Annotated in this window: 21 protein-coding genes; 11 read left to right on the forward strand and 10 right to left on the reverse strand. The window is 46.6% G+C overall.

The genetic code is table 11. The annotated features are described in order from the left end of the window. The first annotated feature begins 490 nt into the window (after positions 1–490). The 3 genes from ompW to R7O13_RS08185 all read left to right on the forward strand — a co-directional run bounded on the left by ompW (position 491) and on the right by R7O13_RS08185 (position 3,862). Positions 491–1,135: an outer membrane protein OmpW gene (gene ompW / locus R7O13_RS08175; RefSeq protein ID WP_025768755.1), complete on the forward strand. Its 645-nt coding sequence runs from the start codon at positions 491–493 to the stop codon at positions 1,133–1,135. 214 nt (positions 1,136–1,349) lie between these two features. Continuing rightward, a complete protein-coding gene (locus R7O13_RS08180) occupies positions 1,350–2,375 on the forward strand; it encodes an HlyD family secretion protein (protein ID WP_025768756.1) in 1,026 nt (341 codons plus the stop codon). After that, on the forward strand, positions 2,372–3,862 hold the full coding sequence (locus tag R7O13_RS08185; protein WP_005460814.1) for an MDR family MFS transporter: 1,491 nt from the start codon (positions 2,372–2,374) through the stop codon (positions 3,860–3,862). The genes R7O13_RS08180 and R7O13_RS08185 overlap by 4 nt, the downstream gene beginning before the upstream one ends. Before the next feature lie 96 nt (positions 3,863–3,958). Here the strand turns inward: R7O13_RS08185 and R7O13_RS08190 are convergent, their stop codons facing one another. Further along, positions 3,959–4,204, reverse strand: coding sequence for a Rho-binding antiterminator (locus R7O13_RS08190; protein WP_005460845.1), 246 nt, complete (start codon positions 4,202–4,204; stop codon positions 3,959–3,961). A 180-nt stretch (positions 4,205–4,384) separates the two neighbouring features. Between R7O13_RS08190 and R7O13_RS08195 the strand changes: the two genes are divergently transcribed. Further along, entirely contained in the window at positions 4,385–5,512 is a 1,128-nt protein-coding gene (locus R7O13_RS08195; protein ID WP_137282900.1) for an MBL fold metallo-hydrolase, read from the forward strand. Between the two features lie 76 nt (positions 5,513–5,588). Here R7O13_RS08195 and R7O13_RS08200 read toward each other — a convergent pair whose 3' ends face one another. The 5 genes from R7O13_RS08200 to R7O13_RS08220 form a co-directional block, all read right to left on the reverse strand. Beyond that, positions 5,589–6,014 carry a VOC family protein gene (locus R7O13_RS08200; protein WP_137282899.1) on the reverse strand — a complete coding sequence of 142 codons (426 nt, stop codon included), beginning with the start codon at positions 6,012–6,014 and terminating at the stop codon, positions 5,589–5,591. A 174-nt stretch (positions 6,015–6,188) separates the two neighbouring features. Further along, positions 6,189–6,674: a VOC family protein gene (locus tag R7O13_RS08205; protein ID WP_025768760.1), complete on the reverse strand. Its 486-nt coding sequence runs from the start codon at positions 6,672–6,674 to the stop codon at positions 6,189–6,191. 139 nt (positions 6,675–6,813) lie between these two features. Then, positions 6,814–7,143, reverse strand: a complete 330-nt coding sequence (locus R7O13_RS08210) for a DUF4144 domain-containing protein (RefSeq protein WP_033907198.1) — start codon at positions 7,141–7,143, stop codon at positions 6,814–6,816. A 24-nt stretch (positions 7,144–7,167) separates the two neighbouring features. Beyond that, positions 7,168–7,704, reverse strand: coding sequence for a DUF924 family protein (locus tag R7O13_RS08215; RefSeq protein WP_085569485.1), 537 nt, complete (start codon positions 7,702–7,704; stop codon positions 7,168–7,170). Positions 7,705–7,773: 69 nt separating this feature from the next. Further along, entirely contained in the window at positions 7,774–9,621 is a 1,848-nt protein-coding gene (locus R7O13_RS08220) for a M3 family metallopeptidase (RefSeq protein WP_151515198.1), read from the reverse strand. 276 nt (positions 9,622–9,897) lie between these two features. Between R7O13_RS08220 and R7O13_RS08225 the strand changes: the two genes are divergently transcribed. Further along, positions 9,898–10,260, forward strand: a complete 363-nt coding sequence (locus tag R7O13_RS08225; protein ID WP_017634365.1) for a hypothetical protein — start codon at positions 9,898–9,900, stop codon at positions 10,258–10,260. Between the two features lie 70 nt (positions 10,261–10,330). Here R7O13_RS08225 and R7O13_RS08230 read toward each other — a convergent pair whose 3' ends face one another. Then, the gene (locus tag R7O13_RS08230) at positions 10,331–10,504 is read right to left on the reverse strand and encodes a hypothetical protein (protein WP_005374332.1); all 174 of its coding nucleotides are present in this window, start codon (positions 10,502–10,504) and stop codon (positions 10,331–10,333) included. Between the two features lie 233 nt (positions 10,505–10,737). Between R7O13_RS08230 and R7O13_RS08235 the strand changes: the two genes are divergently transcribed. The 3 genes from R7O13_RS08235 (at position 10,738) to R7O13_RS08245 (ending at position 14,544) form a co-directional block, all read left to right on the forward strand. Beyond that, on the forward strand, positions 10,738–11,880 hold the full coding sequence (locus tag R7O13_RS08235; RefSeq protein ID WP_005374330.1) for a sugar diacid recognition domain-containing protein: 1,143 nt from the start codon (positions 10,738–10,740) through the stop codon (positions 11,878–11,880). Positions 11,881–12,038: 158 nt separating this feature from the next. Next, positions 12,039–13,391 (forward strand): GntP family permease, encoded by a 1,353-nt coding sequence (locus R7O13_RS08240; protein WP_005391886.1) that lies wholly within the window; start codon positions 12,039–12,041, stop codon positions 13,389–13,391. 16 nt (positions 13,392–13,407) lie between these two features. Next, positions 13,408–14,544, forward strand: coding sequence for a glycerate kinase (locus R7O13_RS08245; RefSeq protein ID WP_213897428.1), 1,137 nt, complete (start codon positions 13,408–13,410; stop codon positions 14,542–14,544). Between the two features lie 96 nt (positions 14,545–14,640). Here the strand turns inward: R7O13_RS08245 and R7O13_RS08250 are convergent, their stop codons facing one another. After that, entirely contained in the window at positions 14,641–16,077 is a 1,437-nt protein-coding gene (locus R7O13_RS08250) for a PLP-dependent aminotransferase family protein (RefSeq protein WP_318303506.1), read from the reverse strand. Between the two features lie 92 nt (positions 16,078–16,169). Here R7O13_RS08250 and R7O13_RS08255 point away from each other — a divergent pair, with 92 nt between their 5' ends. The 3 genes from R7O13_RS08255 to R7O13_RS08265 all read left to right on the forward strand — a co-directional run bounded on the left by R7O13_RS08255 (position 16,170) and on the right by R7O13_RS08265 (position 18,167). Continuing rightward, a complete protein-coding gene (locus R7O13_RS08255) occupies positions 16,170–17,069 on the forward strand; it encodes a DMT family transporter (protein WP_138939344.1) in 900 nt (299 codons plus the stop codon). Positions 17,070–17,135: 66 nt separating this feature from the next. Next, the gene (locus R7O13_RS08260; protein ID WP_005374318.1) at positions 17,136–17,423 is read left to right on the forward strand and encodes a hypothetical protein; all 288 of its coding nucleotides are present in this window, start codon (positions 17,136–17,138) and stop codon (positions 17,421–17,423) included. 153 nt (positions 17,424–17,576) lie between these two features. Next, positions 17,577–18,167 (forward strand): type II secretion system protein, encoded by a 591-nt coding sequence (locus tag R7O13_RS08265; RefSeq protein WP_225455765.1) that lies wholly within the window; start codon positions 17,577–17,579, stop codon positions 18,165–18,167. Between the two features lie 37 nt (positions 18,168–18,204). Here R7O13_RS08265 and R7O13_RS08270 read toward each other — a convergent pair whose 3' ends face one another. Next, a complete protein-coding gene (locus tag R7O13_RS08270; RefSeq protein WP_005383312.1) occupies positions 18,205–18,732 on the reverse strand; it encodes a GNAT family N-acetyltransferase in 528 nt (175 codons plus the stop codon). Between the two features lie 33 nt (positions 18,733–18,765). Further along, positions 18,766–19,233 (reverse strand): HAD family hydrolase, encoded by a 468-nt coding sequence (locus R7O13_RS08275; RefSeq protein ID WP_005374312.1) that lies wholly within the window; start codon positions 19,231–19,233, stop codon positions 18,766–18,768. Between the last annotated feature and the right edge of the window lie 59 nt (positions 19,234–19,292).

Raw genomic sequence — 19,292 nt, forward strand, 5'->3', positions numbered from 1 at the left:
CTCCTTAGCTGCGAGCAGACTAGCACTCCAAGTGACTGATTTTCCAGAAAAATAACTTCTTGTATTTCAGTGCTTTACAAACCCCTCAAATCGCGATTTTAAGGGGGCAAACGAGCGTTTTAAGTGGGTTGTTTTTTGAAAATAGAAGACGTAGAGGACGAAAAAAGTTTTTGCTGGCTACGAGCCTTAACGAGAGGATTCGCATTTATGGGTATGCATGGCAACTCACACGCACAGTTTGCATTACAGAATTGTATCCTATTTGCATAATTTGTTGATCAATATGGCGTTTCTCCATACAAAAAACCTATATTTTTCACAAATTGATTTCCATCAAAATAGTAGGGTTTCTATGTGCTAGATTGCGCACAGCTCAAAAAGATATAGATACCCGTGTGCTTCAAGGCGCTGAGTTTACTTGAAATCTCAGATCAGTTAACAGGCACCCCTTTGGGTACGACATAACGAAGCCCTACGAAAGGAAATAAAAATGAAAAAAACAATCTGCAGTCTAGCAGTGGTTGCTGCACTCGTGTCACCAAGTGTTTTCGCTCATAAACAAGGTGACTTCGTTCTTCGTGTTGGTGCGGCGTCTGTCGTTCCAAACGACAGCAGCGATAAGATTCTTGGTTCTCAAGAAGAATTGAAAGTGGATTCAAATACGCAGCTTGGTTTGACGTTTGGCTACATGTTTACAGACAACATCAGTTTAGAGCTTCTAGCAGCAACACCATTCAGCCACGATATTTCAACAGACTTGTTAGGTCTTGGTGATATCGCGGACACCAAACACCTTCCACCAACGCTTATGGTGCAGTACTACTTTGGCGAGCCACAAAGTAAGTTCCGTCCATACGTTGGTGCAGGTCTGAACTACACCATGTTCTTTGATGAGGGCTTCAATAGCACGGGTAAAGGCGCTGGTCTTTCAGATCTTAAGTTGGATGACTCATTCGGTCTAGCAGCGAATATTGGTGTGGACTACATGATCAACGATCAATGGTTCCTCAACGCCGCTGCGTGGTACGCAAACATTGAAACAGAAGCAACTTACAAAGCAGGTGGAGTGAAGCAAAAAACCGACGTCAAAATTAACCCTTGGGTATTTATGATCAGCGGCGGTTACAAGTTCTAAGAAAAACCAGTAGTTACACGCACATTACTATTATTGGCATGACTTTGGGGGCGGTTACGGGGACTGCCCCTCTTTTTTATCCTCGTTTTGATTGCACATCATTTACTCCACTTAGCAACATGCAAAATTGGATCTTTACCTTGCAGATCATTTTATTGTCGGAAGATCGAAAAGTCCTACACTGATCACATAATTGAACAAGTGGACAATATAAATGAGCGACGATATCGCAAAGCATTCCTCCTCCAGATCTAAGCTGGTAAAAACTCTTTTCTTTACTCTCTGTGTTATCGCATTTGGTGCGATGTATTGGTCTTGGCAGTATTCAGACAGTCACCCAAGCACAGAAGATGCCTATGTTAGGGCAAAAATTTTGTCGGTAGCGCCTCAGGTAAAAGGCCAAGTGGTTTCTGTGGATGTCAAAGACTTCCAATCTGTTAACAAAGGTGACCTACTGCTGAAGATAGATTCACGCCCATATTTGTTGGCAGTGAAGCAAGCAAAAGCGGCATACCAATTGGCGGTCCAGCAACATGACGTTGCCGATAAGCAGGTAACTGAAGCCGTTGCGGGCTTAGATGCGGCGCGCTCTAACCTGACAGAAGCGCAAGTGGAGTACAAACGTACGGATTCCTTGGTGAAACGCAAACTGGCGTCGGACCAAGATTTAGATACGGCAAAAAACAAACTAGCCAATGCCCAAGCGAGCCTGGAGCAAGCGCGCGCGACGGTAGAAAAAGCCATTGCGAACCGTGGTGAAGAAGGCGCAGAGGCTGCGGTTGTTCAACAAGCGGGAGCACAGTTAGCGCAAGCAGAGCTGAACTTGAGCTACACCGACATTACGTCACCAGTGGATGGCATTGCCGGTGAGATCAATACGCACGTAGGCTCGGTCGTTAGCGTGGGTCAAACGTTGTTCCCTGTGATTTTAAAAGACAGCTATTGGGTACGCGCGAACTTTAAAGAAACCGATCTTACTCATATTAAACCTGGCATGCATGCGGATGTGGTGATTGATATGTACCCAGACGTGGTGTGGAAAGCAACGGTAGAGCAGCTGTCGCCTGCGAGTGGTACATCGTTCTCCTTGATGCCACCAGAAAACGCAACAGGTAACTGGGTTAAAATCAAACAGCGTTTCCCTGTACGTTTGGCATTAGAAGTACCGGCCGATGCGCCGCAACTTCGCGTGGGTGCGAGCTCAGAAGTCACCATTGATTTGCAAAGTAGCGTGCAATGAGCCATCAAATTACGGCAGACAAACGGGGGATTGCCACCGTCGCCGTGATGCTTTCTGCCATCATGGTGTTAATCGATATGACCGTTGCGAACGTGTCGCTATCGCACATGATGGGCGCGTTGGGCGCAACGGCAGACCAAATTACTTGGGTGCTGACGGGTTACAGCATGGCGGAAGCGATCTTCATTCCGATGACCAGTTTCTGGGTGTCGCGCTTTGGTGAACGCAAAGTCATGCTGGTTGCTGTGATCGGTTTTGTGATTGCCAGTGCGCTTTGTGGGCAAGCACAGTCTCTTGAAGAGATGGTGCTATTTCGCATTATTCAAGGCGCTTTCGGCGCGTCGGTGATTCCATTAGCGCAGTCGACGTTAGTGCAGATTTATCCGTACGAACAAAAAGGCAAAGCGATGGCGATTTTCTCCATCGGCATTTTGCTTGGTCCTATTTTGGGCCCAGTCGTGGGTGGCGTGATCACCGACAACATCAATTGGCGCTGGATTTTTTACATCAACTTGCCATTCGGTTTGATTTGTACCTCTTTGATTTATCGCTATATCCACATCGACAACAAATCCAAACCTAACTTTGACTGGTGGATCATCGGTTACATGGCGTTAGGTGTGGGCGCGTTGCAGTTTGTGTTGGATAAAGGTAACGAAGAAGACTGGCTCAACTCACGCATGATCCAGACCGCGATATTACTCGCTGTCATGGGGTCGGTGATGTGGATTTATCGCAGCTGGAAAACCAAAAGCCCAATAGCGCCATTGTGGCTACTGAAAGACCGAAATCTTATGGTCTCGTCGTTGATGATTGCCGTGGTGTCGATGGCGATGTTTGGCCTGACGACTCAACAACCGATGCTGTTGGAAAGCTTGCTGGATTATCCGGTCTCAACCACTGGCTTATTAATGGCACCGCGTGGATTGGCGTCAGCGGCGATGTTGATTTTGGTGATTAAGCTCAATCCGCAATTCGATCCCAGAATCAAAATAGTCTTTGGCTTGAGCTGCATCGGGATTGGTAGTTATTTGATGACGCAATACTCACTGCAGATCGATACATTTTGGATTGTGATGCCGAGTATGATTCAGGGGATGGGGCTTGGTTTAACCTTCTCGACGCTATCCACCTTGGCGTATTTAACGATTCCGAAAGAGCAATCTGTTGCGGCGGCGAGTATTTACAATCTGTTCCGTACCATTGGTAGCTCGTTTGGTATTTCTATCGCCACCACGTTCCAATATCGTGATAGTCAGCAGCAATGGCATGCGCTGGGAGAGGGTATTAATCCTTATAATCCTAACTTGCATGACTGGGCGGCCAATCAGGGGCTTTCTATTACCGATCCGGTTGCGTTAGACCAATACCAACAGATGTTGCAGCAGCAATCGCAAATGGTCGCGTTTGTGCACACCTTCCAGCTTGTGGGAGTGATGTTCGTGATCATGATGCCGATGCTGGTTTTCATCCGGTCGCGAGAATAACAACAAGTTCCGGTGAATCGTGTAAGAGAACGCCTCTCAAGTTGTATTTGCTTGAGAGGTGTTTTTTATTGGACGGTGTCAATGAAAGACGGACGTTTACTCAAACGTCACTTCATCAAAATGCGGATTGGCTTTGAGCGCGCGCATTGCGACTAATTGTTCAGTCGGGAAAGCGGTGTGCTCACCATCCATATCTAAAAACAAGCACTCTTGTCGCTGCATGTCGTAGCCTGTGTCGAACGCGTTGCCCTGATGAGTTTCACCATTTTTTAGCGTGATCTCGATAGGGAGCTTAAACATACAGGCGATTTCAATAAAATCGTATTGGCTGCAAGTCACCATAGTTTTCTCCTTTCAAACCGACGCAGTATTCAGAAGGTTTGAGAACCGCTTCCTTAAATAGAAGACGTTTGATTGAAACTGAATCTTCATCTTACACCTCATTTTGGTCACGAAATAGACATACACGCACGTTTTAATAAACCTACTGTTGAGCGTTCACAAGCGAGACAAAATAACGATATGTCTGAGACGATACTTAAGCGCACATACCTAACGAGTGAACAAAAGCCAAGTTCACTGATTCCGCCTCAAACCTACCATGCGCAGTTGGCGCACCGTGTTTACCACTCGCCTCAATTTGAAAACGGCCGCGTTAAAAACGAGATGCCAAATGTCCCTAGCCCGCAATCATTCTGGCAGGTGTGTTGGAGCTATCTTGGTGGTAGAACGCCATTGAGTCCTAACGAACATCTGCCACATTTCCCAATTCAACCTACGCAGTTTGCGCAGCGAAGTGAATCGATGCGCGTTACTTGGCTGGGCCATTCCACCATGCTGGTGGAGGTCGATGGCATTCGAATTCTGACTGATCCGGTATTTGATTACGCTTCTCCGTTCATCGCAAAAGCGTGGTTTGAACGCAATATTCCCAATACCCATGCCAGAGATTGTTTGCCGATTCCTGAAATTATCGTGATTTCGCACGATCATTACGACCATTTAGAAGCATCGACCATACGTTTCTACGCCGATAAACCCGTGACGTTTTATGTACCCTTAGGGGTTGGCAAGCATCTGATAAAGTGGGGCGTTTGCGCAGACAACATCGTGGAATTCGATTGGTGGGATAGCGTGCACTATGCCGGAATCGAACTGATTTGTACGCCCGCTAACCATAATTCTGGTCGTACTTATTTCGATAAAAACTCGACCTTGTGGGCTTCTTGGGTCATCAAAGGTAAAGAAGAGACGCTCTATTTTAGTGGCGATTCAGCTTACGATTCGCACTTTTCCGAGATCGCACTGCGATGTGGACCAATCGACATTGCCTGTTTGGAAGTGGCTGCTGATGTGAAAGGCCAAGGTTATCCGGTCGAAAACTGGGGGCACATGCAGGCTCATCATACCGTGCAAGCGTTTCGCGACTTAAATGCGAAAAAACTGTTGCCAGTACATTGGGCTACATACGAACTGTTTACTCACCGCTGGGACGAACCGATTTTAGATTTGCTTACCCATTGTCAAAAAGAACATATAACGCTGCTGACGCCAATGCCGGGGGAGAGTTTTTACGTTCATCAAGAACATATAAATAAACAATGGTGGCGAGAAAAAGAAATAGGTGAGCCAGATATAATTTTGACTTAATAATATGTTCTTACTTCAATAATTATTTTAGAAATTAACCTTGTTATTTTCAGAATATAACAAGGTTTTTACTCGCTTACTCATCAATCACTTGAGGTTTTAACTCGACGACATTTCCTTCCGGATCATGAATATAGAGTGAGCGACCGAATCCTTGTGCGCCGTAGCGTTTCGCAAACTCTTCGGTTTCAATGCCGCGCGCACGCAGATATTCCAGTAATTCATCCTCGGGAAAAGGCGCCAATTGCAGGCAAAAATGGTCAATATTACGACCATTTTGAACTGGTGGCTTACCGCCGAGTTGGCCCAATTCGCTGTCTACCGTCACTACATCAATCAATGCGTTACCTGCCCTAAGTTGAGTTAAACCAAGTTCCGTTACTTCGCGTTCGACAGGGCAGCCCAAAATGTCTCGATAGAAATGCAACATAGCATCGAGGTTACAGGTCCTTAAAACAACATGATCAAGCGCTTTGATGGCGATTGGATTTTTGGTGGGCATGCTTCACTCCTTTTTGCATTGTGTTGAGGTAAGTATAAAGTGACCTTAAAAGTGGTGAGAGAAATGATCAAATTCCAGATGTTTTTTTGCTAGAGCGAGTGCAGAAACACTGCAACTCAAAGCAAACAAAAAAGGCTAGCGTATTGCTAGCCTTTTGGGATATGGATGGGGCTATTACTCGTAATCAGAAGCGTAAGTTTCTTCGTAAGAGTGTGAGTAAAGCTCGAATAGGTTGCCGAATGGGTCTTCTAGGTAAACCATTTTCGCAGGCTTATTATCGTCTTCTGGGTGGTAACGCATGATGTCCATGCGAACTTTGCCACCTAGTGCTTCGGTGCGTTTGATAGCACCTTCAAAATCGTCTGTCTGTAAACAGAAATGGAAGATACCGATGCGAGAAAAATCCACTTCATGGCGCTCTTGACGTTCTTTCATTTCGAATAACTCAAGGCCGATGCCATCACTTGTCACAAGGTGCGCAATGTTGAAGCCTTTAAAGCCTTCCCCAAAGACCGCAATACACATTCTGCCAATTGCCGTTTCGCGTTCTTCAATCACTTTCGTGTTGCCCATAACGACTTTTAGACCTAGCGCTTGCGTGTAAAACTCAACCGCTTTGTCCATATCTCCGACCATAATACCGACATGATTCATTTTCATTTGTTTGCTCCCAACATGTGTGTTTGAACGTTGTCTTGTTTCGATGTGGGAGAGTATATGGCGTGATGTTGATTACATGAAATTATCATAAGTTATAAAAATGATAATTTTATTTAATGCTATGCATGTTGGGATTGAGTTAGTGAGCTAAGGCCTCAACAGCTTGCCTCACCGAGGTGAAATGAATCTTGATAATACACCGTTGCGCGAGGCTGAATTCATGCGATTGGATTAATGACGTAACCTCTTCTACGGACAGCGTTCGTTCTTTTGGGTGTAAAAGAGTGGTGTTCGAACCATTGTTTTTCAATTCAAACGTGTTGCCATTTGAGTCAATAACGTAATCATCTTGCCCAAAAATGAGGGCTTCGCATTCAGAGTCTAAGTCGGACTGGGAATGCGTGTAGATCAGCTCATCGTCGCCGTCTAGTTTTAGCAAGCATGGCCAGCATACTGCGTGGTCTCTCATGGTTAACTCATTATTCATTGTTATTTAGAAACTTGACCCAGGTTGTTGCAAAAACGCTAACTCTTCGGGAGTGCTCTCTCTTCCCAGTATCGCATTGCGATGAGGATAGCGCCCAAACTGGTCGATGATGGCTTTGTGTTTTAGCTCAAAATCGTAGTTATTTTCAAGCCCTGATGCGCGGAACAATTTTTCAGCTTGGACATGAATGAGGCGAGATTCGCTGTGCATAAACGGCATGTACAAAAAGCTTAGCTGCTCAGGCGCTAATTCTTTGTCGTAACCTAACCGAATTGCCTCTTGAGCCAATGCTAATGCGAGTGGGTCTTGTGCAAACGCTTTTTGGGTGTTGCGATACACATTACGTGAAAACTGGTCGAGGACGATGATTTCGGCCAATCGTCCTTGTGCGCTGTTACGCCAATTAAACAGTTCACAACGAGCCGCTTGTTCTAATACCGAGGCAAATCGCGATGTAATACGCTTGTCCAGCTCTGGGTTGTTTTCAAACCAATTTTTGGGCGATAGCTCCTCGAACCAAAATTTGATGATTTGTTGATGCATGGATCTTCCTTCCTATTGCATTAGCTAAAGAATAAAAAGCCAGAAGGCGAGCTCCTGGCTTTCTGCGTGTTATCGACCGTAAGTCTCTACGATGTAACGTTCAAAATCGTCACACATTTGTTCGTCAGAGATGGTGTTGCTTGCCAGCTCTTTACTGCCGTCGACGACTTTAATCGCGGCGTTCAGTGAAGCGACTGATGCTCGCTCTCGCGTCGCAAGTGAGTCGATTTTCTTCTGCTGCACTTCCCATGCCTGTTCTGGCGACAGGTTACACACGTCTGCAAGGTATTTGGCATTGAAGCCTTCGCCAGTCAGGCTGACAATGGTTTCGTTGTGCGACAAGTGATTGCCTGCGTGCCAGTAGTGTTTTGCCAGCAGTGGGCCAATTTCTGGGTTATCCGTCAGGTAACCAAACTTCTCAAGGAAGTATGCACGGGTCTGATACACCGCCATGTGCGCGAGTAGATAACCTTGATACGCACAAGCTGCTTCGTCGGATAGCAAATGTGGAATCGCCATCAGTGGGCGAGGGCTGCATTCCAAACCAAGGATCTGTTTTTCACAATCGCGAGCGAGCTTAGTGATGCGCTCTGGCGTTAACTCGTCATCGCTCAATTGATACAACGCGCGCTCAAAATATGGCACAACCAAGATGCTACGTTCTTCATAAGCTTTGAATGGCTGACGACTGTTGATCATCGCTTGAATGATCTCATTAGGAACCGAATTCCCTTCATCATCCAGTGCGTACTGTTTTAGCCAATCGGCATCGGTTAACAGGCTGTCACAGAACATCGACTGAGTTTCTGCATAAGCCATCGACGTCGGCGCAAACTCCTGCGAAAAACAAGGCGCGTTCATTTTTACGTTCGCAAAGTGTGCTGCGTGACCACCTTCGTGGAACAGCGTGTTTATGCCATCGTAGCCGCTGCCCACTTGGTCTGGTTTGGCATTGCTGGTGAAGTTCACCTGTGCTGCGACCCATTCGCCTTGATTGTAGAATGAAGGGATAGGGCCGTGGCAGAACCCGTTCGGGTACTTACCTTTGCGGTCTAACAAATCCAGCGTTAGCGTCGCGCCAGAGTAATCAATATTCAGACGACCAAACGATTCTACCCAGCGTCTCAGAGATTTAGAGAACGGCACGTATGGGTCAAGGTCACGCATGACGTCACCCGCGAACGAGTAAACAAAGTTGAAGCCGGTGAGTGCGCTTGCGCCTTTCTCTTTCGCCAAGTTTTCTAAGCTGTTGAGGTGCGCATCTCGCGTGCGTTGTTCGAAATCTTCCAAAATCTCGAATAGCTGCTCAGAGCTCATCTTTTCCGTTTTTTGCACGGAGTAATCAAAGAAGGTCGCATAACCCAGTGAGCGAGCGAACTGGTTGCGTAGTTTGATCAGTTCTATAAAGCCGTTTTGCAGTAGCCATTGTTCAAGGTTCAGCAACGCTTGATGAGCCGATTGGCGAACTTCTTCATGATTGTTGGTGCGAATGGTTGAGCTCAATACTGGCAGTGAACCTTCCACTTGCTCGCCGTTTTCATCGGTAAACGTTTGTACGTGGTTCTGTTTTTTCTCGAACAGCTCAGCTTCAAAGGCAATGAGCTGATTTTTCAACGCTTGTGCTTTTTCGCCCTCGATAGCGTGAGATTCAAACATCGCCAGCCAACCAGATAGACCCGTCATGGTTTGTTGTTTCTCTTGTGGGTCGGTAATTGAGTCCGCGGCTTCAAGCTGTTGTTTGATGGCAGTAATTTGCTCGGCGTTGCTTAAAAAGCTTGTCCATGCCGTTTGTGCTTGCGTCGAGCCATCATGGTCATCGCTGATCCCCATGTAAGTTTCCCAAAAGAAATCTTCTTTGGTGCGGTGAATCGCAAGGTAACGTTGATTGAGGTCGTTGAGGTAATCCGTTGCGGTCATTTTGATCCTTCAAATGGTTTCGTTATGTAGACAGTTGATTATTGCACGCTTGGTCGCGAGAAAGGAACGCTAATCTCATTTGTCGATTTTGCATCGCGTAAAGGTGATTTTACTATTTGTTTACCTTTGGGTGAGTTAATAGGAGTTCTGAGCTTGCAGTATTAAGACTGGTATGGAGTTTACAGTTTATTAAGTAATTAATCCGCGATGCGCTATCGATGATCCTTATCAGGTGTAATAAGATTTCCATATCGTGGCGATACAGTTGGAAACAATATGATAAATAAAACAAAAGTTACGTTATTGGCGGTAGGTACGATTTTAGTTGGATGTTCTACAGTCGCGCCACCAAGAAATGATGCGGTTGAAAGCATTCAACAAAAGTGTTCTGTGATTTTAAGCAATGATGTTGCTGGCGACCAGCGCTGGCAGACTTATAACGGCTTGCTTGTAGAATATGCCGTGCATGGCGTTAAGAGTCAGGCGCAACTGGAACGTTTTGAAGCGTTTGTGCAGAGAGTGCAAGATGATGAGTCTGGACAGTTAGTTACAGAGTTGATTGAGGTCACCGACTGGGGATGCTCAAACGGCAACTATCTTGAAGAGATGAGCTTGTTTATTCAAGAAGTTCAGAAGTAAAAAACCGAGCGTTAAGTCGCTCGGCTTTTCTGTTTGTGGAGCGCTTTTTTGCGCTGGTTCGTCAGGACGTTTACTCCTCTGGATACTCGCCCATACCTTGCGTTTTACCTTCCGCTTTCCAATGCTCTCCAGGAGCAAATGCTTCATCGCATAAATCTACGGTGTAGCCCATTTCTGTGATTTCCTTCAAAGTGAGGTTATCAGCAATATTTGCAACTTCCCCCGATTTATTCCGTAACTCCATGTTGATCTCTCCTCTGTAGGTAGACGAGTGGCATCAATGCACAGTGAAGAATGCATTGGTAACCTTTGTTCTAAGTATATAACCCGCTGCTAAAAATGAAGGTTAATCCACTTTTTAAATATGGGTAATTGGATAATGCTTTGAGCTGCTTCCGTTATTTAGAACCGCAGCATCGCGATAGTTTGCCATTTGTGATTTATTGAGTGATTAAACGGTCAATTTGGAAACTCGAAATGGTGATTCTCGACCACGCTTTAGCACAACAAATTGTTGATCGAACCATGTCCATCATTGGTCACAATGTGAATGTGATGAACTCGGCAGGCATCATCATTGGCAGTGGCGACCCTAAACGTGTTGGGCAAGTGCATGATGGCGCGGTACTGGCGCTGAATCATGGCGATTCGCTAGAGCTTAATGAGCAGCAATGTTTGACGTTGCAGGGTGTCAAACCCGGTATCAATATGTTGTTGAAATTACATGGCGACGTGGTCGGTATTGTTGGCGTCACAGGAGAGCCGGAGAAAATCCGAGATTTTGCAAAACTGGTTAAAATGACCGCTGAACTAACAATCGAGCAAGCTGCGCTGGTGGAAAAATTTCAGTGGGACAGACGTCATCGTGAAGAGTTTATTCTGGCTTGGATCAATGGCAAATTGACCGATGAAGAGCTGAAAGATTGGGCGATGCGTCTTTCTATCGATGTTACTCAACCACGGGTGGCAACGGTGATTGAAGTCTCGACGCCGTCCGCCTCGAAAAGCATGAAGAGTGTGCGCAATATTGTTGAGCTGCTTGAATACCCAGAGCGTAACAACCTGGTTGCGATTGTCTCGGTGAATGAAATTGTGGTGTTGAAACCGTGTCATTCCGCCAAGCAGTGGGATAGCCAAGTTGAAAGTGAACGCATTGATAAGTTGATGTCGCGTTTAAGCGATCACGATTCACATACGTTTCACATTGCGCTAGGGCAGCTGTTTAATGAACCTAAAGATGTCGCGTTGTCATACCAAAGCGCGAAACAGGTATTAGCCATTGGCAAGCAGTTCTACCCAGAGAAACGTAAGTACCTGTTCGATGAACTTCGTTTGCCTGTGCTGTTAGCGCCGTTGGCGGATATTTGGCAAGGTGAACAAATTATTGATGGTGTGAAACGGTTGAAAGAGAAAGACAAATCTGGGCAATTATTGAAAACCCTAGATGCACTGTTTGAATGCAATGGCAACGTAACAGAATGCTCTAAAATGCTGTTTATTCACCGGAACACTCTGCGCTATCGGTTAGAGAAAATCACCGAGATAACAGGGCTACCAACTACCAATTTTGTGGGGTTAGCGGAGCTTTATATTGCGACTCGGCTCTCAAAAATGTCGTGATATTGTGCATCTGCACAATACGCGTCATTTTTTGACCACATCATTTGTCACTCCGCCTAAAGGAATTCTAAAGCAAACGATTAATAATTCATGCGTCCCTACATGTTGAGTGAGCCAACACGGACTCGCTCAGCAAAATAAGAATAAATGGAGTTATCATGAACCTTATATTAATCCTGCTCGGGGTGATCGCATTTATTGTGCTCACGACCACCAAATTCAAATTACATCCCTTTTTAGCGCTGATCATCGCGGCGTTCCTTGCGGCATTTGCTTACGGCTTACCGGCAGATAGCATTGCCAAAACCATTGCTTCTGGCTTTGGCGGCATCCTTGGTTACATTGGTTTGGTTATCGTTTTAGGTACTATCATTGGTGTTATTTTGGAAAAAAGTGGTGCGGCGATCACCATGGCCGATACGGTCATCAAAGTGTTGGGTGAGCGTTTCCCAACATTGACCATGAGTATCATAGGTTACATCGTTTCTGTTCCGGTATTTTGTGATTCAGGCTTTGTCATTCTGAACTCGCTCAAAGAATCACTCGCGAAGCGTTTAAAAACCTCAAGCGTTGCGATGAGTGTGGCGTTGGCAACTGGCCTATACGCAACGCACACGTTTGTGCCGCCAACTCCTGGCCCGATTGCCGCTGCGGGTAACTTAGGCCTGGAATCTAACCTTGGTTTAGTGATTGGTGTGGGTGTGTTTGTTGCAGCGGTTGCGGCGTTAGCGGGTATGTTGTGGGCGAACCGATTCCAACATGTTGAACCAGATGGCATTGAAGCCGTAGAAGAAATTCAGCAAGACTGGCAAGCACTCAAAGCGTCTTACGGCAAATTGCCAACGGCGAGCCAAGCATTCGCTCCTATTTTTGTTCCTATCTTATTGATCTGTTTTGGCTCTATCGCGAAATTCCCAAGCCTACCGCTGGGCGAAGGTTTTGTGTTTGATGTTCTGACTTTCTTAGGACAGCCACTAACGGCATTGGTGATTGGCCTGTTCCTTTCTGTTCGCCTACTCAAGTCAGACAACAAGATTGAAGAATTTGGCGAGCGAATCAGCCAAGGTATTACGGCTGCTGCGCCTATTCTTTTGATTACCGGTGCGGGTGGTGCTTTTGGCGCGGTATTAAAAGCAACGCCGCTAGGTGAATACTTAGGTACGACGTTATCGGCGCTGGGCGTGGGTATTTTCATGCCATTTATCGTTGCGGCTGCGCTAAAATCGGCGCAAGGTTCATCAACGGTTGCGCTGGTGACCACATCAGCTTTGGTTGCGCCTATGCTTACGCAATTGGGGCTCGATTCAGAAATGGGCCGCGTATTAACGGTGATGGCGATCGGTGCAGGTGCGATGACGGTTTCTCATGCAAACGACAGTTTCTTCTGGGTAGTTTCGCAGTTTAGTCGCATGTCGGTGGGCTTAGCGTACCGCGCGCAAACCATGGCTACGCTCGTTCAAGGTGTCACGGCAATGGCATTGGTGTACATTTTGAGCCTCGTTCTCTTATAAGTCTCTGGAAATACGTATGAAAGTGGTAATTGCACCTGATTCATTTAAAGAAAGCTTAACCGCCAAACAAGTGAGCGAGGCGATCAAAACGGGTCTTGCTCGCGTATGGCATGATGCCGAGTTTGTTACGGTTCCGGTCGCAGACGGTGGCGAAGGCACGGTTCAATCTTTGATAGATGCAACTCAAGGCGAACAAGTCTTCACAACGGTGACCGCGCCATTAGGGAATGATGTTGAAGCGTTTTATGGCATCCTCGGCGACGGCGAAACCGCGGTTATTGAAATGGCGGAGGCCAGTGGTCTGCACCTTGTGCCGAGTGATGCTCGCGACCCAAAACTGACCAGTAGCATTGGTACTGGACAGCTGATCAAACACGCGCTAGATAGAGGTATTCAACGCTTAATCATTGGTTTGGGCGGCAGCGCTACCAATGATGGTGGCGTGGGCATGTTGACCGCGTTGGGGGTGGCGTTTCTTGATGAGTCTGGTCATGCAATTACCCCAAATGGAGGCGGGTTAGCGGCGCTTGCGTCCATCGATATTTCTGGTCTTGACCCTCGTTTAGCAACTTGCGAAGTGTTGGTAGCGTGCGATGTTGATAACCCACTCTGTGGTGACAAAGGCGCGTCGGTTATCTTTGGCCCTCAAAAGGGAGCGACCGTATCAGACGTCACTCTGCTCGATAACGCATTGCGCAAGTTTGGCGAGTTGACGGAACAAGCGACGGGTAAGCATGTACTGACTCGTGAAGGGGCGGGTGCTGCTGGTGGTATGGGCGCAGCCTTGCTTGGGTACACGCCAGCACGTTTGCAACCGGGAATTGAGATTGTGCTTGAAACGGTCAAACTTGCTCAGCATGTTGCGGATGCGGATATCGTATTTACAGGCGAGGGTCGAATCGATCATCAAACCGCACATGGCAAAACGCCGATGGGCGTTGCTCAGGTGGCCAAGCAGTGTAATTTACCAGTCATTGCATTAGCAGGCTGTGTGGGTGACAACTATCAGGCGGTTTATGAGTGCGGTATTGATGCGGTGTTTGCTTGTGTACCAAGGGCGATGAGCTTACCTGAGGCCATGAAAGAGGCCGACGTCAACGTTGCTAATTTAGCCGAAAACGTCGCGAGAATGTGGCAAATTAAGTCGCACTGAGGGCGATAACGATACGAGAAAACTCCACCTTTGCGTGGAGTTTTTTGTTGTTACCTGTTTGCGTGTGTGGGCATAAGTTCATTTATTAAGAGCGAGTTAACAGACATGCTTTGCTATCAATTTTGCCAGTGTTTGCATCGCGTGACTCCAATCGGTTTCATGACCAAAGTTTGCCACGCTGAGGCGTACGCAATGCCGATATTGCCCTTGAGTGCCAAATACGGTGCCGGGAAGTAGGCTGATTCTGTACTTATTGCATGCTTGATACAACGCATAGCTGTCCGTGTCTTCGGGCAGTCGCAACCAAAGCAAGAACGAACCTTGCACGGCGTTGATCTGGTATCTATTTTTTAGAGGTTCGTATTCATCCAAGTATTGATGAAGCATCTGGATAAATCGTCGCATGTTGTTTTGATAAACCCGACCCATTCGCGCAGTATGTGTTCGATACTTGCCTGACGTTAGAAACGTTGCCACGGCGGATTGCATCAGGTTCAAACTGCCCATGTTCTCACACAGTAGATATTGCTCAATTTGATCTCGATATCGCCCCGCCAACATCCAACCAATTCTCAAACGCGAATCGAGCGTTTTGGATAACGAATTCACGTAAATTACGCGTTGCTTGTCATCGAGCAATCTCAAGCTTGGTAACGGCTTGTCATAGCTTAACCCGCCAAACACATCGTCTTCGATAATAGGAATATTGCCAGATGCCAAGAGCAATCGCTGGCGCTTTTCTAGCGGCATCATGGCACCAGTAGGGTTGGTGAAGTTTGGCGTTACGATTATCGCTTTTATGTCCCATGTCGCCATTGCTTTTGCTAAGGCTTCGGGGCACATACCGTCGCGCGGGCAACTCGGAATTTCCACCACTTTGAGGCCGAGTGATTCTAGCATCAATAAGTTGCCAAAATAGCAAGGGGACTCCACCGCGACGATATCGCCTTTTTGTGTCGTTGCGCGCAGCGCTAGGCTAATGGCTTGTTGCGCGCCGTGCGTCACCATGATCTCATCCAACTTGGCTGGCGTGCCCAAATCTTGTGTGATTTTCGCTAGTTGTTTGATTAAGAGGTGATCACCGGGGGGTAATTGGTAATGGCTCGGTACATGCGTTTGCTGGCGGCTGTGGCGGCCGATCTCGGCGTACAAGCTTTTGATCGCGGGGGAGTCAATGTTTGGGTGGGCAGAACCGGTAGGCAAACGCTCTTGGTATTCAGGATAAGTAAGGATTTCTTTGCAGATCGAGAGCAAATCCACGCGAGTCGGATCCGGAATTGAGCGAGAGGTCGGCAAGGCGACTTTAACTCGATAACCCGATTTGGGTACCGAGTAAACCAAGTTTTGTGCTTCCAGCTCTTGATACGCACGAATCACTGTATTGTTACTGACGTTTAATTCTTGGCTCAACGAGCGAATGGAGGGCAGTCGATCATCCGCCTGATAAACGCCACCATTGATGGCTTGTTTGAGGTGTTTTTCCACCACGAGGTACTTATTCCCTTCACCGCTTCCCAATAAATCTGTACCCATAAAAACACTTCCATCTGTCACTTTTTGAAAACACTGTACCTAATTACATTAGCAGTATCTCAAAACATAAAACAAGCGTGAGTGAGGCGATCATGTTAATCCGAGCCATCCCTTTTGTATTTGTCATCCTTTGGGCTTCTGGATTCGTTGGTGCGCGTTTTGGTTTGCAATATGCCGAGCCAGCGACACTACTTTCTATCCGTATGGCATTCAATGTCTTATTGTTTTTGGTTCTTGTGGCGGTATTGCGTAGAAGGTTGCCGACAGGAAAAGATTTTTGGCACAGCTGTGTGGTTGGTGCGTTGATCCACGGTTTCTATCTGGGCGGTACTTATTTCGCTATCGCCTTGGGTATGCCTGCTGGGTTGAGTTCGTTGCTGGTGGGTATTCAACCGATTTTAACCGCGGCTTTGCTGGTGGCGTTTGTTCGTGAGGAGTTTAAGCCCTCGCAATGGCTGGGTTTGGCTCTTGGTTTTGTCGGTATCGCTATGGTGTTGATGGGCAAAATGGAGTGGCAATCCGAGCAGCATAAAGTGTTGGCCATTGGTTTGTGTTTGTTGGCTTTGGTTGGTATCACGCTAGGGACACTTTATCAGAAAAAACATTGCCAAAAAGTGGATATGGTGGGTGGTGCGACGGTGCAATATTTGGCCGCGCTCGTCATGTTTCTGCCCGTTGCGATGCAGTTTGAAACCATGCAAGTGCAGTGGGAACTGGAGTTTATTTTGACCGTGTTGTGGTTGGTCGTCGTGCTCTCTTGTGTAGCTATTCTACTGCTGCTGTACATGGTTAAGAACGGTGCTGCATCGAGCGTAGCTTCTGTATTCTACCTGGTGCCGCCAACGACGGCGATTCAGGCTTGGCTCGCGTTTGGAGAGTCATTTGATTGGATGGGGATTTCTGGTTTCGTACTGGCAGCTACGGCGGTGTATTTGGTGGTTAAAAAGCCGGATCTGACGATAAAGAAATCGATTCAAACAGAATATACCTAAATTGGGTAGGGACATTTGCGTATCAGTGGGTACAATCTGCTTCATCTTAATCCGTGGAGCAGAATGATGAAGGTAAAGCCAGATCGAATGACCGCCATGCGTAGCATCATCGAGCAAGTAAAAGCGGAACTACCAATTTATGAACCAGAAACGTTTGTATGTGGACCAGAAGGGCAGTGCATTGGCTGTCCGAAGAAATTGTTGGAAATGGTCGATTCAGAAGTCACTTATTGGGAGTCAGCCATGGAGCGCGGCATTGTTCCGCAGTTCGATGAGATTCGTCGTTTTGGCAAAATGTGCACGAATGTTCGTCGTGGTCTGGTGCGAAATAATGTGCCTTTACTCAGTAACTAGAGAGTAAAAACCGTCTAATATCTGACACATAGCGTCGTTTTGTTACACTGCTCTTTGGCTGCTGTTCTCAAGTTTGAGTGGTGTTTGTCTCTTCTTACCCCTTAAGCCTTTAATCGTAAGAAATTGGCGATATATTGGCTCGGTCTCACATGGATGTGGGGCTATTGTCTTGGGCTAGTTGAGATAAGAAACGTGAAATCAAAGGGATTTACGCTGATGGAAATCACCATAGTGCTCACCACTTTGGCTTTCATCGCATTAGCTGCTTTACCAGTACTACTCGATATTCATCGCCAAGCATACGCTGCGATGCTGCACAGTTCTCAGTCTTCTTTGGGTACGGCTCTCAAATTCTTTCATGCTCAATCAGTGATTGATAACGCTTACGGCCAAGAGCACGTTCACTACATTGACCGACATGTCAAAACACGCAAAGGCATGCCAGAAGCGAGTGCCGATAGTATTCGAGCTTTGTTAGAAATCGATCTACCAGCCAGAGGTTATTCGAAAATTGACGTGCCGTGCAAAGGCAGTGATTTTTGCATCATCGGTCAGCAGCACCCAAACAGTGCTCATTTTGTCGCGATTCCTGATTATCAGTTCTTAGATAAATCGGGTGTTGATCGCGTTGTGTACATTTGGCCGCAAGGTTACACACTGGCAGAAGAAGCATGCTATTTCTACTACGTGAATCAAGCCTCTAACGATTCAATTGTTCGAGGGCATGTGACGCAAGGGTGTTAACCCCGAATAAGTGTTGCGAACAACGGTTATCGTGACTCTACAAATCGGGGTTTTTCGAACGGCTTTGCGCTTTATACAATACCATTTTTTGACTCATCAAGACTTTACCATTTGGCAAGGTCACTTCCCCAAGTTCCCCCTGATATTCAAATCCAAACCGTTCATACAAAGCAATCGCTGGTGTGTTGGTTTTATATACGTAGAGTGCGATTTGGTCGTAACCAAATTCCCAACCACGTGCGATCGCGACAGCCAACAGTTTTCGCCCCAATCCTTTGCCTCGGTAGTTTTTGTCGATGTGAATACCAAGAATACCGACGCGAAGGCGTTGCTCTCTTTCGTAACCGCACATCTCAGCTGGGTAGATTTCAACACTACCGATAAGTTTTTGGCGGTCAAACGCGACAAACTGAGGGATGGACTCGTTTTCCACACGTTGCAGGATTCTGCGAAGCGTTGCGTTATCGGGTGCAGGAGAAATCAAAAATTCCCCTTCGGAGTACACTCGATTCCACAGCGCGGTGAAGCGCGCGATATCGCTCACCTTGATGGATCTGATTTGCATTCATCTTCCTTGATTAGTGCAGGTTAGTAACGGTTAGGGGATAAGCTCAGATAAACAACGAATTTGGTTAGGAATGGCTTCGGCTGGTGCATCAGCGCCCGTTGGGTTAAACCAAATTGTGTTTACGCCCGCTTTCATCGCAGGGTAAATATCTTTGTGAGGTAAATCGCCAACCATGGTTATTCCACTCACGTTAACCCCTAACTGTTTTGCGATGGCGAGATAAAACTCAGGTTGGTTTTTAGCGATACCGAGGTTGGCAAAACAAAAATAGCCATTTAAGTATTGGTCTAAGTCGACGCGAACAAATGCACGCTGAACCTCTTCCATGTTGGAATCAGATGCACTGGTCGCAATGTAGATGGGATGATTTTGGGAAAGTATTGCCAGTGTTTCTCTGGCTTGAGGAACTGCTTCTACGTGTTCCCAATCGCACATTTTTCCTTGTGCGTGAGGGAAATCTACCATCAAGGTGTTCCCCCAATCGAAAAGATAAATCATGTTCGAATCTCCTTATCCGCACATCATATCGTCTTTTTCTAAAATCAGGGGGTAAATTG

This window comes from Vibrio sp. Y176, assembly GCF_033438945.1.

Coding starts and splice junctions, on each gene's coding strand:
- R7O13_RS08260 (WP_005374318.1), top strand. CDS start 17,136: ATGAAGGTAAAGCCAGATCGAATGACCGCCATGCGTAGCATCATCGAG.
- R7O13_RS08220 (WP_151515198.1), bottom strand. CDS start 9,621: ATGACCGCAACGGATTACCTCAACGACCTCAATCAACGTTACCTTGCG.
- R7O13_RS08195 (WP_137282900.1), top strand. CDS start 4,385: ATGTCTGAGACGATACTTAAGCGCACATACCTAACGAGTGAACAAAAG.
- R7O13_RS08255 (WP_138939344.1), top strand. CDS start 16,170: ATGTTAATCCGAGCCATCCCTTTTGTATTTGTCATCCTTTGGGCTTCT.
- R7O13_RS08235 (WP_005374330.1), top strand. CDS start 10,738: ATGGTGATTCTCGACCACGCTTTAGCACAACAAATTGTTGATCGAACC.
- R7O13_RS08240 (WP_005391886.1), top strand. CDS start 12,039: ATGAACCTTATATTAATCCTGCTCGGGGTGATCGCATTTATTGTGCTC.
- R7O13_RS08200 (WP_137282899.1), bottom strand. CDS start 6,014: ATGCCCACCAAAAATCCAATCGCCATCAAAGCGCTTGATCATGTTGTT.
- R7O13_RS08270 (WP_005383312.1), bottom strand. CDS start 18,732: ATGCAAATCAGATCCATCAAGGTGAGCGATATCGCGCGCTTCACCGCG.
- R7O13_RS08275 (WP_005374312.1), bottom strand. CDS start 19,233: ATGATTTATCTTTTCGATTGGGGGAACACCTTGATGGTAGATTTCCCT.
- R7O13_RS08245 (WP_213897428.1), top strand. CDS start 13,408: ATGAAAGTGGTAATTGCACCTGATTCATTTAAAGAAAGCTTAACCGCC.
- R7O13_RS08210 (WP_033907198.1), bottom strand. CDS start 7,143: ATGAGAGACCACGCAGTATGCTGGCCATGCTTGCTAAAACTAGACGGC.
- R7O13_RS08225 (WP_017634365.1), top strand. CDS start 9,898: ATGATAAATAAAACAAAAGTTACGTTATTGGCGGTAGGTACGATTTTA.
- ompW (WP_025768755.1), top strand. CDS start 491: ATGAAAAAAACAATCTGCAGTCTAGCAGTGGTTGCTGCACTCGTGTCA.
- R7O13_RS08250 (WP_318303506.1), bottom strand. CDS start 16,077: ATGGGTACAGATTTATTGGGAAGCGGTGAAGGGAATAAGTACCTCGTG.
- R7O13_RS08265 (WP_225455765.1), top strand. CDS start 17,577: ATGTGGGGCTATTGTCTTGGGCTAGTTGAGATAAGAAACGTGAAATCA.
- R7O13_RS08180 (WP_025768756.1), top strand. CDS start 1,350: ATGAGCGACGATATCGCAAAGCATTCCTCCTCCAGATCTAAGCTGGTA.
- R7O13_RS08185 (WP_005460814.1), top strand. CDS start 2,372: ATGAGCCATCAAATTACGGCAGACAAACGGGGGATTGCCACCGTCGCC.
- R7O13_RS08205 (WP_025768760.1), bottom strand. CDS start 6,674: ATGAAAATGAATCATGTCGGTATTATGGTCGGAGATATGGACAAAGCG.
- R7O13_RS08230 (WP_005374332.1), bottom strand. CDS start 10,504: ATGGAGTTACGGAATAAATCGGGGGAAGTTGCAAATATTGCTGATAAC.
- R7O13_RS08215 (WP_085569485.1), bottom strand. CDS start 7,704: ATGCATCAACAAATCATCAAATTTTGGTTCGAGGAGCTATCGCCCAAA.
- R7O13_RS08190 (WP_005460845.1), bottom strand. CDS start 4,204: ATGGTGACTTGCAGCCAATACGATTTTATTGAAATCGCCTGTATGTTT.